The organism is Kitasatospora sp. NPDC034533 (assembly GCF_055575155.1).
This window is the reverse complement of record NZ_JBVITE010000049.1, coordinates 1-14,650: the sequence shown is the minus strand read 5'-3', so window position 1 is coordinate 14,650 and position 14,650 is coordinate 1. Positions and strand designations below refer to the sequence as shown.

Here is a 14,650-nt window from a genome sequence, read left to right as displayed (position 1 = left end):
CGTGCTTTACCACCCGCGGGTGGACCGCCGGCGGACCCACCGGTCGACCGCCGCCGTGACCGCCACCGCACCCGGTGGTGAACCGCCGCCGGACCCGCCGGTCAACCGTTGTCGTACCCACCGGTTAACGTCGACGGCGCGGACCCGTCGGTCGCGGGCCGCGGCAGGTCCGCCGCCCGGGGGCCCGCACCCGGTACCCGTCCCGCACGCCCGACCGCGCGCCGAGAGGAGCAGCCCCCGTGGCCCCCAGGACCGCCCTCGCGCCCGACCCGCACGGCCCCGGCGGCCGGCTCCAGCCGCTGGACGACGCGGGCGCCCCGCTCGGCCCGCCGGAGGCCGTCCGCGACCTCGCCGCCGCCGTCGCCGCCCGGGAGGCCGCCGACCGCCCCCGGTGGGTGTGGGCCGCCGCCGACTCCGGGTACGCCCCGCTGCTGCCGCGGCTGCCCGACCGGCTCGCCCGGTGCCACGACCTGCGGCTGGTCGAGTCGCTGCTGCTGGCGCACGAGGGCCGGTTCGGCGCGCCGCGCTCGCTCGGCGCCGCCTGGTGCCGACTGCGCGGTCTGCCCGTGCCGGAGGACCTGCCCGAGCCCGGCCTCGCCGAGGCGGACGGCGGCCAGGACACCCTCTTCGCCCCCGACCGGCTGCAACTGCCGCCCGGCGCCGACCCGCTGGCGGCCGTGGTCGCCGTCCACGCCGAGCAGCAGCGCCGGATCGCCGCCATCGCCGACCCGGGCGCCCGGCAGCGGTTCCGGCTGCTGGTGGCCGCCGAGTCGGCCGGCGCCCTGGTGGCCGCCGAGATCGCCCACGACGGCCTGCCCTGGCGCTCCGACGTCCACGACCGGCTGCTGACCGAGCTGCTCGGCCCCCGCCCGGCCGTCCCCGGCACCCAGCCGAGGGTCCTCGCCGAACTCGCCGTCGAACTCCAACGGGCGCTCGGCGGCAAGCCGTTCAACCCCGACTCGCACACCCAGGTGCTGCGCGCCTTCGCCGAGGCGGGCGTCCACCTCGGCTCCACCCGCTCCTGGGAGCTCAAGGGCGTCGACCACCCGGCCGCGCGACTGCTGGTCCGCTACAAGGAGCTCTCCCGGATCCACGTCGCGCACGGCTGGGCCTGGCAGGACGCCTGGGCCCGCGGCGGCCGGTTCCGGCCCGAGTACGTGGTCGGCGGCGTGGTCTCCGGCCGCTGGGCCAGCCGGGGCGGCGGCGCCCTCCAGATCCCGCGCATCCTGCGCCGGGCCGTGGTCGCCGACCCGGGCTGGCTGCTGGTGGTCGCCGACGCCGCCCAGTTGGAGCCCCGGGTGCTGGCCGCGCTCTCCGGGGACGCCGGGCTGGCCCGCACCGCGGCCGGCGGGGACCTGTACGAGGCGCTCGCCGCCAACGCCTTCCACGGCGACCGGGACAAGGCCAAGCTCGGCCTGCTCGGCGCCATGTACGGGCAGACCAGCGGCGACGTCGGCCCGCTGCTGAACACCCTGCGCCGGCGCTACCCGGCCGCGATGGGCTACGTCGAGGCCGCCGCCCGCACCGGCGAGGACGGCGGCGTGGTCGCCTCGCGGCTCGGCCGGGCGTGCCCGCCGGCCTCCGCCGCCTTCCTCGACCTCACCGAGGCCGACGGCGCGGGCGAGGACGGCGGGCGCACCGCCCGCGCCCGCGGTCGCTTCACCCGCAACTACGTCATCCAGGCCAGCGCCGCCGACTGGGCCCTCGCCCTGCTCGCGGCGCTGCGCCGGCGGCTGAACGAGCTGCCCGCGGCGAGCCCGGCGGACCGCCCGCACCTCGTGTTCTTCCAGCACGACGAGGTGATCGTGCACACCCCGGCCAACCTGGCCGACGAGGTGGCCGCCACCGTCGCCGCGGCGGCCGACGAGGCCCGCCGGCTGGTGTTCGGCGACACCCCGGTGCGCTTCCCGCTCAGCACGGCGGTGGTGGACTGCTACGCGGACGCCAAGTGACCTCAGCCACCGGTGACCGCGGCGGCCGGGTGACCGGAGCCGCCGGGTGATCAGGACAGCCGGGTGACCGGAGCCGCCGGGTGATCGGTACGGCCGGGTGGTCAGGGCAACCGGGTGGTCAGCGCCGCCCCGTGGTCAGAGCTTCCGGAAGCCGCGCGCGTCCTCCGCCGCCGCGACCACCTCGGCCAGCGGCGCCCCGGTCGAGGCGGTGACGGCGGCGGCCACCGCGCCCTCCACGAACGGCGCGTCCACCAGCTTCACGCCCGGCCGCGGCTCGTCCTCCAGCACCGTCACGGCGGTGAGCACCGAGCTGCCGAGGTCCGGCAGCACGACCACGCCCGCCCCGGCGTCGGCCCGCGCGACCGCCCCGGCGATCAGGTCGTAGCTGGTGCCGAGCCCGCCGTCCTCCGTACCGCCCGCGACGACCACCCGCACGCCGTCCGAGGCGAGTTCGCCGAGCAGCTCGCGCAGCCCCTCCGCGAGCCGGGCGCTGTGCGAGACCAGAACAATGCCCACGTTTTCGCTCATGCCGGTGACCCTACGGCCGGAGCCCGCTGCTCCGGGAGAGTGATCCGGATCGCGCGTGTCGCACCCGGTGCCCGGCACCCCCGTCTGGCGTAGCGTCGGGTCAGCAGCGTCCGCCGCCGAAGAGGGAGCGAAGAGCGTTGAAGAAGCTGATCAACACCCCGGAGAGCGTCCTGGAGGACGCGCTGGCCGGAGTCGCCGCCGCCCATCCGGAGCTGACGGTGGACATCCCCAACCGGGTGATCACCCGGGCCGCCCGCCCGGCCGCGCCCAAGGTCGCGCTGGTCTCCGGCGGCGGCTCCGGCCACGAGCCGCTGCACGGCGGCTTCGTCGGCCCCGGCATGCTCGACGCCGCCTGCCCCGGCGAGGTGTTCACCTCGCCCGTCCCGGACCAGATGCTGGCCGCCGCCAAGGCCGTGGAGAGCGGCGCCGGCGTGGTCTTCGTCGTGAAGAACTACACCGGCGACGTGATGAACTTCGAGCTCGCCGCCGAACTCGCGGCCGAGGAGGGCCTGGAGGTCCGCACCGTCCTGGTCAACGACGACGTCGCGGTCGAGGACTCGACCTGGACGGCCGGCCGCCGGGGCACCGGCGCGACCGTGGTGGTCGAGAAGACCGCCGGCGCACTGGCCGAACGCGGCGCCCCGCTGGACGAGGTCGCCGCCCTGGGCGAGCGGGTCAACGCCGCCTCCCGCTCCTTCGCGATCGCGCTCACCGCCGCCACCGTCCCGGCCGCCGGCAAGCCCGGCTTCGACCTGCCCGAGGACGAGATCGAGGTCGGCGTCGGCATCCACGGCGAGCCCGGCCGCCGCCGGGAGAAGCTCCGCCCGGCCCGCGAGCTGGCCGCCGAGGTGGTCGAGACCATCCTGACCGACCACCACCTGACCCCGGGCGACGAGGTGATCGCCCTGCTCAACGGCCTCGGCGCGACCCCGCTCCTGGAGCTGTACGTGGTCTACGGCGAGGTCGCCGCCCGGCTCGCCGAGCGCGGCATCACGGTGGCCCGCAGCCTGGTCGGCAACTACGTCACCAGCCTCGACATGGCGGGCTTCTCGCTCACCCTCACCAAGGCCGACGCCCAGGTGCTGGAGCTCTGGGACGCCCCGGTCGACACCCCCGCCCTCAAGCGGGCCTGAGAGGAGGACCCGATGCACTTCGACACCCCGCTCGCCGAGGCCTGGATCCGCGCGATCGCCGCGGCCGTCGAGAAGGAGCAGTCCCGGCTGACGGAGCTGGACTCCGCGATCGGCGACGGCGACCACGGCAGCAACCTCCAGCGCGGCTTCAGCGCGGCCCTGACCGCCCTGGACGGCCTCCAGCCGACCGGCCCCGGCGCCGTCCTCACCAAGACCGGCACCACCCTCATCTCCAAGGTCGGCGGCGCCTCCGGCCCGCTCTACGGCAAGGCCTTCCGCGCCGTCGGCGCCGCCCTGCCCGAACCGGCCGGCCCGGCCGCCGTCGCCGAGGCCCTGTCGGCCGGACTGGACGCCGTCCGCCTGCTCGGCAAGGCCGAACCCGGCGACAAGACCATCGTGGACGCCTGGACCCCGGCCGTCGCCGCCTTCCGCGCCACGGCCGCCACCGGCGCCGGCCTCCCCGAAGCCGCCGCCGCTGCCGCCGACGCCGCCGAACAGGGCGCCCGCGACACCGTCCCCCTCCAGGCCCGCAAGGGCCGCGCCTCCTACCTCGGCGAACGCAGCGTCGGCCACCAGGACCCGGGCGCCACCTCCACCGCGCTCGTCTTCCGCGCCCTCGCGGACGTCACCGCCGCCTGAGCCCCCGCGTCCCGTGCACCCGGTTCCCCGGGCCCCGGCAGGGGCGCGGGGAACCGCCGGAAGCGCGAGCCCCGCTCCCCCCTCAGCCGTCCGTCCGTGCGATCAGCAACAGCAGCGCGTCGTCCCGCAACTCCCCGCCCGTGTGTGCCAGCAGGTCCGCGTAGACCCGCCCCACCGCCGCCTCCAGCTCCCCCTCCGAGCGCGCGGCGCCCCGCACCAGCGGCCCCACCCGCTCCGCCAGCGGGTAGAACTCCCCGCTCTCCCGGTGCCGCGCCTCGATCACCCCGTCCGTGCAGAGCACCAGCACGTCGTCGGCCCCGAACGGCTGCCCCCACGTGGTCGGCTCCCCCGCCGCCAGCCGGCCGAGGCCCAGCGGCACCCACGGATCCGGCGCGTCCAGCACGTGGGCCCGCCCCTCGGCGTCCACCCGGATCGGCGGCACGTGGCCGTACTGCAACAGCTCCATCGCCCCCGGCACCCGGAACTCCGCGAACAGCGCCGTGGTGAACTCCCCGTCCGGCACGTGCCGTTCGACGCTGGCCTCGATCCGCGCCGCGACGCCCCGCAGCCCGGCCTCGTCGTACGCCGCCTCCCGGAAGGCGCCCAGCACCACCGCCGCGGTCTGCACCGCCGCCAGCCCCTTGCCCCGGACGTCCCCGACCGCGACCCGGGTCCCGTGCGGCGTCTCCAGCACCGAGTACAGGTCCCCGCCGATCCGTGAGGCGTCCGCCGCCGACACGTACCGCACCGCGAGCCGCAGCGGTCCCACCGTCGGCCCCGGCAGTTGCAGCAGTGCCCGCTGGGCGGCCTCCGCGACGGAGCTGACGGCCGCGAAGGCCGCCGCGCGCCGCATCCGGATCTTGGCGACCCAGGCCGAGAACAGCGTCAGCACGACGTAGCTGACCATCGCCCCGTACAGGAAGCGGGCATCGTTGATGTTGTCGACCTGGTCGTGGTGGCTGAGCCCGAGCACCGCGAACAGCCCGAGCGAGCAGACCATGATCAGCTCGCCGGGCCTCAGGGTCAGCGCCGCGACGGTCGGCACCACGGTCATCAGCGGGGCGAGGTAGCGGTCCTGGCCGGAGAGGAAGTCCGCGACGGCGACCAGCAGGACCGCCACCAGCGCGGGGCTGGCCCGGCGCCAGAACGGCACGTCCTGGAGGTCGGCGGCGAGCAGGGCGCCGCGCTGCCGGTCCGGCGGCAGTCCGGCTGCCGTGGGAGCCGAGGGAGACTGGGCGCGGCGGAGCGGAAACACATACCGAACATAAGGGACGATCACGGCGGCGGCCCGACCGGCCCCGGCCCCGCCGGCGCGGACGACGCGGACGACGCGGACCACCCCTACCCCACCCGAGTCCGGAATACCCCGAGGGGGTATTGTGTTGAGAAGAGTCACAGCCAGCGCCGCGCCCGGGCCGACCGCCCCGGACCGCCCGACCTCCCGGAGGCCCCAGATGTCCAGCACCATCACCTACACCGTGTCCGGCATGAGCTGCGGCCACTGCGAGAAGGCCATCAGCGCGGAGGTCTCCGCCCTGGCCGGAGTCACCGAGGTCACCGCCGACGCCACCGCCGGCACCGTGACGATCTCCTCCGCCGCCCCGTTGGACGAGGAGCAGGTGCGCGCCGCGATCGACGAGGCCGGCTACGAGCTGGTCGGCCGCAGCGCCTGAACCACCCGGCACGGCGGGGGCCTCCCCGGGGCGCCCCCGCCGTGCACCCGCACCAAGGAGCTGATCCGCATGAGCACGTCCGCCCCGGACGTCGGGGCCCGGGACCGGGTCGAGCTGTCCATCGGCGGGATGACCTGCGCCTCGTGCGCGGCCCGGATCGAGAAGAAGCTCAACCGGCTGGACGGCGTCGAGGCCACCGTGAACTTCGCCACCGAGAAGGCCCGGGTCGACTTCGGCCCCGGGACCACGGTCGAGGACCTGATCGCCACGGTCGAGCGCACCGGCTACTCCGCCGAGCTCCCCCCGGCCCCGGCCCCCACCGCCCCCGAGCCCGAGCGGCCCGCACGGTCCGAGCACCCCGACCCCCTCCGGGACCGGCTGCTGATCAGCACCGTCCTCAGCGTCCCGGTGGTCCTGCTGTCGATGGTCCCGGCCCTCCAGTTCACCGACTGGCAGTGGCTGGCCTTCGCGCTCACCGGCCCGGTCGTCGTCTACGGCGGCCTGCCCTTCCACCGCGCCGCCTGGACCAACCTCCGGCACGGCGCCGCGACGATGGACACCCTGGTCTCGCTCGGCACCCTGGCCGCCTTCGGCTGGTCCTGCTGGGCCCTGTTCGGGGGCCACGCCGGCCGGCCGGGGATGCACCACGACTTCACGCTGTCCGTCGGCGACACCGACGCCTCCACCACGCTCTACCTGGAGACCGCCGCCGCCGTCACCGTGCTGATCCTGCTCGGCCGCCACCTGGAGGCCCGCTCCAAGCGCCGGGCCGGGGCCGCACTGCACGCCCTGCTCGACCTCGGCGCCAAGGACGTCGCCGTCCTCCAGGCCGGCCGGGAGGTCCGGCTTCCGGTGGACCGGCTGGCCGTCGGCACCCGCTTCGTCGTCCGCCCCGGCGAGACGATCGCCACCGACGGCGTGGTGGTCGAGGGCGGCTCCGCCGTGGACGCCTCGATGCTGACCGGCGAGTCCGTCCCGGTCGAGGTCGCCGTCGGCGACGAGGTCACCGGCGCCACCGTCAACGCGGGCGGCCGGCTGGTGGTCGAGGCCACCCGGGTCGGCGCGGACACCCGGCTGGCCCGGATGGCCAAGCTGGTCGAGGAGGCCCAGAACGGCAAGGCCGCCGCCCAGCGGCTGGCCGACCGGATCTCCGCCGTCTTCGTCCCGGCCGTCATCCTGATCGCCCTGGCCACCCTGGTGGTCTGGCTGCTGACCACCGGCAGCCCCACCGGGGCCTTCACGGCGGCCGTGGCCGTGCTGATCATCGCCTGCCCATGCGCCCTGGGCCTGGCCACCCCGACCGCGCTCATGGTTGGCACCGGCCGCGGCGCCCAGCTCGGCATCCTGATCAAGGGCCCGGAGGTCCTGGAGACCACCCGCGCGGTGGACACCGTCGTCCTGGACAAGACCGGCACCGTCACCACCGGCCGGATGGCCCTGCTCGCCGTCCACACCGCCGAGGGCGTGGATGGCGCCGAGGCACTGCGCCTGGCCGGCGCCGTCGAGCACGCCTCCGAGCACCCGATCGCCCGGGCGATCGCCGAGGCCGCCGCCGAGGCCGGCGACCTGCCCGCCGTCACGGACTTCCGCGGCATCCCCGGACGGGGCGTGGAGGGGGTCGTGGCGGGCCGCACGGTGGTCGCCGGGCACGAGGCCCTGCTGGCGGGGCGCGGGCAGCACCTGCCGCCCTCCCTGGCCCGTGCCAAGGCCGCCGCCGAGGCGGCCGGCCGCACCGCGGTCGCGGTCGGCTGGGACGGCGAGGCGCGGGCGGTCCTGGAGGTCGCCGACGCGGTCAAGCCGACCAGCGCCGAGGCCGTCGGCAGGCTGCGGGCCCTGGGCCTGACCCCGGTGCTGCTGACCGGCGACAACCGGGCGGTGGCCGAGGCCGTCGCCGCCGAGGTCGGCATCGCCGCACCGGACGTGATCGCCGAGGTGCTCCCCGAGGACAAGGTCGCCACCGTCAAGCGCCTCCAGGCCGAGGGCAGGGTCGTGGCGATGGTCGGCGACGGCGTCAACGACGCCGCCGCGCTCGCCCAGGCCGACCTGGGCCTGGCGATGGGCACCGGCACCGACGCCGCCATCGAGGCCGGCGACCTCACCCTGGTCCGCGGCGACCTGCGTTCGGCGGCCGACGCCATCCGGCTCTCCCGCCGCACCCTCGCCACCATCAAGGGCAACCTGTTCTGGGCCTTCGGCTACAACGTGGCGGCGATCCCGCTGGCCGCCGCCGGCCTGCTCAATCCGGTGATCGCCGGGGCCGCGATGGCCTTCTCCTCGGTCTTCGTGGTCACCAACAGCCTGCGGCTGCGCCGCTTCCGGCCGGCCTGAGGCCGGCCGGCGCGAGGGCCCCGGACCGGCACGGCGGGCTCCCGGGGCCCTCGCCGCGAGCCGGCGCGGCGCCTCAACGCCCCAGCAGCTCCCCGCCGTTGCAGTGCAGGATCTCGCCGGTGATGAACCCGGCCTCGGGCGAGGCCAGGAAGTGCACCGCCGCCGCGACCTCGCCGGACTCGCCGATCCGCCCGAGCAGGGTGCGGGCCGCCCGCCGGGAGACCTCGGCCTCGTCCAGCCGGGGCCCGAAGAACTCGGTGCCCGCGACCGTGCCCGGCGCGACGATGTTGGCGGTGATCCCCGAGGTGCCCAACTGGGCGGCCAGGAAGTGGTTCCAGGCGTGCAGCGAGGCCTTCGCCGCACCGTAGGAGCCGGCCCCGCGCAGGGCGGCGATGGAGCTGAGGGTGACCACCCGGCCGGAGCCCGGGGTGAGCCGGTCGCGGACCGACTCGGTGAGCAGCACCGCCGTCAGCACGTTGCGCTCGAAGTCGCCGCGCCAGCGCGCCAGCAGGGCGTGCGGCCCGCCGCCGACCACGGTCTCCCGGCTGCCGGCGTTGTTGACCAGGACGTCGATCCGTTCGGGCAGCCGGGGGAGCGCGGCTTCGACGGCGTCCGGGTCGGCGAGGTCGCACACCAGCGGGGTGACGGTCGGCCCGAGGCCGGCCACGGCCTCCTCCAGGACCTCCCGGCGCCGGCCCACGATCACCACGTGGTCGCCGGCCTCGACGAACCGCCGCGTGACTTCGTACCCGATTCCCGTGCCACCGCCGGTGACGACGACGTTCCTGGCCATCTGCCCACTCCCTCCCCAGTTCCGCCGTCGCGCGGCGAATGTGCGCGACGGTCCGTACCGGAATGCCACGATTCCTATCACGCTCGGTTGTCGTGACTGCGGGGAGGGTGACGCCCCGCCGCGGCGAACGTGTGGTATGAGCGCGGAACGACGCGCACACGGAGCGTGGCGAGAGGCAGGTCACACCCCCCGGGCGTAACTTCTCGCACCCTGATACGTCTTAGGTTGGTAGTGCGGCAGTTTTTCCGATGGGCGGGGACACACGAACGGCAACGTGTCCCCGCGCTTCCAGCGGGCTGTCGCCGACGGGGCTCCGGCGGGCCCCGGGAACGGTCGTCGACCTTGACGGCCTTCGCGCACGACGCCGGGGTTCCGGCGGGCCGGGGACGCTTTGAGCGGCCGTCTCCGGCGCGGCCGACCCCGGAGTCGTGCGCCGTACGGTTCCGTCCCCGTGCGGGCCCCTCGGGGCCCGCCACCGGGACGCGAAGGGGCCCGGCCGCTCGATGGCGGCCGGGCCCCTCTCAGCTTCCGCGCGGGCCGGTGGTCGGCTCCGCTCCGGTCAGCGGGCGTCCAGCGGGACGTAGTCGCGGATCGCGGTGCCGGTGTAGATCTGGCGCGGACGGCCGATCCGGCTGGTCGGGTCGTTGATCATCTCGTGCCAGTGGGCGATCCAGCCCGGCAGCCGGCCGAGGGCGAACAGCACGGTGAACATGCTGGTCGGGAAGCCCATGGCGCGGTAGATCAGGCCGGTGTAGAAGTCCACGTTCGGGTACAGCTTGCGCGAGACGAAGAAGTCGTCCTTGAGGGCGTGCTCCTCCAGCTTGAGCGCGATGTCGAGCAGCTCGTCGCTCTTGCCGAGCTGGCCGAGCACCTCGTGCGCGAGCAGCTTCACCTGGGCGGCGCGCGGGTCGAACGCCTTGTAGACCCGGTGGCCGAAGCCCATCAGCTTGACGCCGGCTTCCTTGTTCTTCACCTTCGTGATGAAGGCGTCGACGTCGCCGCCGTCCTTCTGGATGCTCTCCAGCATCTCCAGCACGGCCTGGTTGGCGCCGCCGTGCAGCGGGCCCCACAGGGCCGAGATGCCGGCCGAGATCGAGGCGAACAGGTTGGCGTGGCTGGAGCCGACCAGGCGCACGGTGGAGGTCGAGCAGTTCTGCTCGTGGTCCGCGTGCAGGATGAGCAGCTTGTCCAGCGCGTTGACGACGACCGGGTTGAGCTCGTAGTCCTCGGCGGGGACGGCGAAGGTCATCCGCAGGAAGTTCTCGACGTAGCTCAGGTCGTTGCGCGGGTAGACGAAGGGCTGGCCCATCGCCTTCTTGTACGCGTACGCGGCGATCGTCGGCAGCTTGGCGAGCAAGCGGACGGTCGACAGGTGGCGCTGGCCCGCGTCGAACGGGTTGTGGCTCTCCGGGTAGAACGTGGACAGCGCGCCGACCACCGAGGACAGCATCGCCATCGGGTGGGCGTCCCGCGGGAAGCCCTGGAAGAAGCGCTTGACGTCCTCGTGCAGCAGGGTGTGCTGGGTGATCTCGCGGTTGAACTCCGCCAGCTGGTCCGCGTTGGGCAGCTCGCCGTTGATCAGGAGGTACGCGGTCTCGATGAAGCCGCCATCGGAGGCAAGCTGCTCGATCGGGTAGCCGCGGTACCGCAGGATGCCGTTGTCACCGTCCACGAAGGTGATCGCGGACTTGTACGCGGCGGTGTTACCGAAGCCGTTGTCCAGGGTGACCAGGCCGGTCTGCGGGAGCAGCTTCGAGATGTCGAAGCCGGAGTTGCCCGCAGTGCTCTCGACGACGGGGTACTCGTACTCGCCGTCCTGGTACCGCAGTACTACCGAGTTGTCGCTCACGTCTTCCTCACCGACGAAATGAATCCTCTTCCAAGGTGCCCTGACTGCCTCTACCATCCCCCATCCGGAGGACAGTCGCGCACCCGGGGTGGCCCGACAGGGCCCTGCCCTACAAAACCTGCCGCCGCAGCCGGTACGAACCGGACAAGATCGGCACCCACCCTAGGTTCTGCCGTAAATCTCTTCACGTCAAGAGAACATTAGAGGCAACCATCGCGTTGGATAATCATCCAGCTGTCAGCCGGTGGTCGAGCGCGGTATGCCTCCGACCTGCGCTGACGGCCCGGACGGCCTGTCCGATCGCCTTGCGTGACCCCACCAGCACCACGAGTTTCCTGGCCCTGGTCACAGCGGTGTAGAGCAGGTTCCGCTGGAGCATCGTCCAAGCGGACATGGTGACGGGAATCACCACGACCGGGTACTCGCTGCCCTGCGAGCGGTGGATCGTCACCGCGTACGCGTGGGCCAGCTCGTCCAGTTCGTCGAAGTCGTACTCCACCTCCTCGTCCTCGTCGGTGAGCACCGTCAGCCGCTGGTCGTCGGCGCTGAGCGCGGTCACCACTCCCACTGTGCCGTTGAAGACGCCGTTCCGCCCCTTGTCGTAGTTGTTGCGGACCTGGGTGACCTTGTCCCCGACCCGGAACGTACGGCCGCCGGAGCGGCGTTCGGCCAGCCCCTCCCGGGCCGGCGTCACCGCCGCCTGGAGCAGCGTGTTCAGGTTCCCCGCCCCGGCCGGGCCACGGTGCATCGGCGCCAGCACCTGCACGTCCCGGCGCGGGTCGTAGCCGAACTTCCGCGGGATCCGGCGCGCCACCACGTCCACCGTCAGCCCGGCCGCCCGCTCCGCGTCGTCCTCGGCGAACAGGAAGAAGTCCGCCAGACCGTCCGTCAGCGGCGGCCGGCCCTCGTTGATCCGGTGCGCGTTGGTCACCACCCCGGACTGCTGCGCCTGCCGGAAGATCCTGGTCAGCCGCACCGACGGGATCGGCCCGCCCTCGGCCAGCAGGTCCCGCAGCACCTCCCCCGCGCCGACCGAGGGCAGCTGGTCCACGTCCCCCACGAACAACAGGTGCGCGCCCATCGGTACCGCCTTGACCAGCTTGTTCGCCAGGATCAGGTCCAGCATGGAGGCCTCGTCGACCACCACCAGGTCCGCGTCCAACGGCCGGTCCCGGTCGTACGCCGCGTCCCCGCCCGGCTTCAGCTCCAGCAGCCGGTGCACCGTCGAGGCCTCCATCCCGGTCAGCTCCGACAGCCGCTTCGCCGCCCGGCCGGTCGGCGCCGCCAGCACCACCTTCGCCCGCTTCGCCAGCGCCAGCGTCACGATCGACTTCACCGTGAACGACTTGCCGCAGCCCGGACCGCCCGTCAGCACCGCGACCTTCTCGGTCAGCGCAAGCCGCACCGACTGCTCCTGCTCCGGCGCCAGCTCGGCCCCGGTCCGCTTCGCCAGCCACTCCAGCGCGACCGGCCAGTCCACGCTCCCGAACCACGGCATCCGGTCCTCCTCCGAACGCAGCAGCCGCAGCAACTGGTTGGCGAGCGAGATCTCCGCGCGGTGGAACGGCACCAGGTACACGGCGGTGAGCGGCTCGCCGCCGTCCCCCGGGACCGCCTCGCGCACCACACCCTCGGCCGCCACCAGCTCCGCCAGGCAGTCGATCACCAGCCCGACGTCCACCTGGAGCAGCTTCACCCCGTCCGCGATCAGCCGCTCCTCCGGCAGGAAGCAGTGCCCCTGGTCGGTGCTCTGCGACAGCGCGTACTGGAGGCCGGCCTTCACCCGCTCCGGGCTGTCGTGCGGGATGCCCACCGCCTGGGCGATCCGGTCCGCGGTCAGGAAGCCGATGCCCCACACGTCCGACGCCAGCCGGTAGGGCTCGTTCCGCACGACGCCGATGGAGCCGTCGCCGTACTGCTTGTAGATTCGCACAGCCAGCGAGGTGGACACCCCGACCCCCTGGAGGAAGACCATCACCTCCTTGATGGCCTTCTGCTCCTCCCAGGCCGCCGCGATCTTCTTGGTGCGCTTCGGCCCCAGCCCGGGCACCTCGATCAGGCGGCCCGGCTCGTTCTCGATCACCTCCAGGGTGTCCACCCCGAAGCGCTCCACGATCCGCTCGGCGAACCGCGGCCCGATCCCCTTGATCAGCCCCGAGCCCAGGTACCGCTGGATGCCCTGGACGGTGGCCGGCAGCACCGTGGTGTAGTTCTCCACCGTGAACTGCCGCCCGTACTGCGGGTGCGACCCCCAGCGTCCGTGCAGCCGCAGCGACTCGCCGACCTGGGCCCCCAGCAGCGCGCCGACCACCGTCAGCAGGTCGTTCCCGCCCCGGCCGGTGTCCACCCGGGCCACCGTGTAGCCGGTCTCCTCGTTGGCGTACGTGATCCGCTCCAGCACGCCCTCGACCTGCGCCAGTTGGCGCGGCACCTGCTGTCCGGACGGCGCCGTCTGCCTGCTCACCGGACCCCCTTCGACCGGTACGGGTGGAACATTCCGCTACGCACCGTACCGCCCGTCCCCGACAGCCCCGCCCGCCCCGGTTCCGGGGCTCCTGCCGTGCACCGCACCCGCCGAGGTGCCAGGCTGGGAGGCACCGAGGGGGGCCCGTCGTCGACCGCGCCCGCCCGGGCCCCGTCCGAGGAGCAGTGCCGCCATGCTCAACACCGCCTTCCGCCCCGGTTCTCCGGTCTGGCTCGACCTGAGCAGCCCGGACTCCCGGACGTCCGTCGACTTCTACACCGCACTGTTCGGCTGGACCTTCGACTCGGCCGGCCCCGACGCCGGCGGGTACGGCTTCTTCCAGCTCGACGGCCGGACCGTCGCCGCCCTCGGCCCGCTCCCGGACGAGGACGCCTCCCCCGGCTGGACGCTCTACTTCGCCACCGAGGACGCCGACCGCACCACGAGGCTGGTCGAACAGGCCGGCGGCCGCGTCCGGTTCGCCCCCTTCGACGTCTTCACCGCGGGCCGGCTGGCCGGCTACACCGACCCGACCGGCGCGGACTTCGCCGTCTGGCAGCCCCGTGACACCCGCGGCCTGGACATGGTCACCGAGGAGGGCAGCCTCTGCTGGACGGAGTGCTACAGCGTCGACGCCGAGCGCGCCAAGTCCTTCTACCGCGCCGTCTTCGACTGGCAGGAGCAGGACGTCCCGCTCGGCGAGGTGATGTACACCGTCCTCACCCCGGCCGGCGGCGGCACCGACGACGCCCACGGCGGCATCATGCAGCTCGGCCCGGAACACACCGCACGCGGCACCACCTCGCACTGGCTCCCCTACTTCGAGGTCCCGAACGCCGACGCCAGCCTCGCCATCGCCGCCACGCTCGGCGCGACCGTCCGCATCCCGGCCATGGACGTCCACGGCGTCGGCCGGCTGGCCCAGCTGGTCGATCCCCACGGAGCCGTCTTCGCCGTCATCACCAGCGCCAAGCCCGGGGCCTGAGAGGCCGAATGGGCCTACGGCCGCCTCATGGCCCTTCAGGAAGCCCGTGAAGGGGTGCTACGGGCGTAGACAAGGGCTGCACGGGAAAGTGGAGCGCCCCGCGCCCTGATCGCGGCTGACACGGCCGTTCTGGCGATTCGCTGGAATCCGGGTTCTTCCCGGAAACGCGAAGAACCCCCACCCGGAAACCGGATGGGGGTTCATTCACAAGAATTGTTCGGCGGCGTCCTACTCTCCCACAGGGTCCCCCCTGCAGTACCATCGGCGCTGAAAGGCTTAGCTTCCGGGTTCGGAATGTAACCGGGC

At 73.9% G+C, this 14,650-nt stretch carries 11 protein-coding genes and 1 rRNA gene; 6 read left to right on the top strand and 6 right to left on the bottom strand.

The annotated features are described in order from the left end of the window. Window positions 1–239 precede the first annotated feature (239 nt). The gene (locus ACZ55U_RS27930) at window positions 240–1,952 is read left to right on the top strand and encodes a bifunctional 3'-5' exonuclease/DNA polymerase (RefSeq protein WP_465530220.1); all 1,713 of its coding nucleotides are present in this window, start codon (window positions 240–242) and stop codon (window positions 1,950–1,952) included. Window positions 1,953–2,087: 135 nt separating this feature from the next. Here ACZ55U_RS27930 and dhaM read toward each other — a convergent pair whose 3' ends face one another. Then, the gene (gene dhaM, locus ACZ55U_RS27925) at window positions 2,088–2,480 is read right to left on the bottom strand and encodes a dihydroxyacetone kinase phosphoryl donor subunit DhaM (protein ID WP_465530218.1); all 393 of its coding nucleotides are present in this window, start codon (window positions 2,478–2,480) and stop codon (window positions 2,088–2,090) included. Window positions 2,481–2,617: 137 nt separating this feature from the next. On the opposite strand from dhaM, the gene dhaK reads away from it, so the two are divergent. Both dhaK and dhaL read left to right on the top strand, forming a co-directional pair. Continuing rightward, complete coding sequence (dhaK, locus tag ACZ55U_RS27920) at window positions 2,618–3,613, top strand: dihydroxyacetone kinase subunit DhaK (RefSeq protein ID WP_465530216.1); 996 nt, start codon at window positions 2,618–2,620, stop codon at window positions 3,611–3,613. A gap of 12 nt (window positions 3,614–3,625) precedes the next feature. Beyond that, complete coding sequence (gene dhaL, locus ACZ55U_RS27915) at window positions 3,626–4,252, top strand: dihydroxyacetone kinase subunit DhaL (protein WP_465530214.1); 627 nt, start codon at window positions 3,626–3,628, stop codon at window positions 4,250–4,252. Window positions 4,253–4,334: 82 nt separating this feature from the next. On the opposite strand, the gene ACZ55U_RS27910 is transcribed toward dhaL, so the two are convergent. Beyond that, the gene (locus ACZ55U_RS27910; protein ID WP_465530212.1) at window positions 4,335–5,507 is read right to left on the bottom strand and encodes a PP2C family protein-serine/threonine phosphatase; all 1,173 of its coding nucleotides are present in this window, start codon (window positions 5,505–5,507) and stop codon (window positions 4,335–4,337) included. Between the two features lie 199 nt (window positions 5,508–5,706). On the opposite strand from ACZ55U_RS27910, the gene ACZ55U_RS27905 reads away from it, so the two are divergent. Beyond that, complete coding sequence (locus ACZ55U_RS27905; protein WP_465530210.1) at window positions 5,707–5,925, top strand: heavy-metal-associated domain-containing protein; 219 nt, start codon at window positions 5,707–5,709, stop codon at window positions 5,923–5,925. Window positions 5,926–5,994: 69 nt separating this feature from the next. Beyond that, window positions 5,995–8,253 (top strand): heavy metal translocating P-type ATPase, encoded by a 2,259-nt coding sequence (locus ACZ55U_RS27900; RefSeq protein WP_465530208.1) that lies wholly within the window; start codon window positions 5,995–5,997, stop codon window positions 8,251–8,253. Window positions 8,254–8,326: 73 nt separating this feature from the next. On the opposite strand, the gene ACZ55U_RS27895 is transcribed toward ACZ55U_RS27900, so the two are convergent. From ACZ55U_RS27895 to recD2, 3 genes are all read right to left on the bottom strand, one after another. Further along, on the bottom strand, window positions 8,327–9,046 hold the full coding sequence (locus ACZ55U_RS27895) for an SDR family NAD(P)-dependent oxidoreductase (RefSeq protein ID WP_465530206.1): 720 nt from the start codon (window positions 9,044–9,046) through the stop codon (window positions 8,327–8,329). Between the two features lie 559 nt (window positions 9,047–9,605). Beyond that, complete coding sequence (locus ACZ55U_RS27890; protein ID WP_465530204.1) at window positions 9,606–10,895, bottom strand: citrate synthase; 1,290 nt, start codon at window positions 10,893–10,895, stop codon at window positions 9,606–9,608. Window positions 10,896–11,121: 226 nt separating this feature from the next. Continuing rightward, window positions 11,122–13,359: an SF1B family DNA helicase RecD2 gene (recD2, locus tag ACZ55U_RS27885; RefSeq protein ID WP_465530202.1), complete on the bottom strand. Its 2,238-nt coding sequence runs from the start codon at window positions 13,357–13,359 to the stop codon at window positions 11,122–11,124. A gap of 193 nt (window positions 13,360–13,552) precedes the next feature. Here recD2 and ACZ55U_RS27880 point away from each other — a divergent pair, with 193 nt between their 5' ends. Further along, complete coding sequence (locus ACZ55U_RS27880; RefSeq protein WP_465530200.1) at window positions 13,553–14,344, top strand: VOC family protein; 792 nt, start codon at window positions 13,553–13,555, stop codon at window positions 14,342–14,344. 215 nt (window positions 14,345–14,559) lie between these two features. Here the strand turns inward: ACZ55U_RS27880 and rrf are convergent. Further along, a 5S ribosomal RNA gene (gene rrf / locus ACZ55U_RS27875) occupies window positions 14,560–14,650 on the bottom strand; the annotation flags it as partial.

What these genes read in the sequence shown, in the direction of transcription:
- ACZ55U_RS27905 (WP_465530210.1), top strand. Translation starts at nt 5,707, where the DNA reads ATGTCCAGCACCATCACCTACACCGTGTCCGGCATGAGCTGCGGCCAC.
- dhaM (WP_465530218.1), bottom strand. Translation starts at nt 2,480, where the DNA reads ATGAGCGAAAACGTGGGCATTGTTCTGGTCTCGCACAGCGCCCGGCTC.
- ACZ55U_RS27900 (WP_465530208.1), top strand. Translation starts at nt 5,995, where the DNA reads ATGAGCACGTCCGCCCCGGACGTCGGGGCCCGGGACCGGGTCGAGCTG.
- dhaL (WP_465530214.1), top strand. Translation starts at nt 3,626, where the DNA reads ATGCACTTCGACACCCCGCTCGCCGAGGCCTGGATCCGCGCGATCGCC.
- ACZ55U_RS27895 (WP_465530206.1), bottom strand. Translation starts at nt 9,046, where the DNA reads ATGGCCAGGAACGTCGTCGTCACCGGCGGTGGCACGGGAATCGGGTAC.
- ACZ55U_RS27880 (WP_465530200.1), top strand. Translation starts at nt 13,553, where the DNA reads ATGCTCAACACCGCCTTCCGCCCCGGTTCTCCGGTCTGGCTCGACCTG.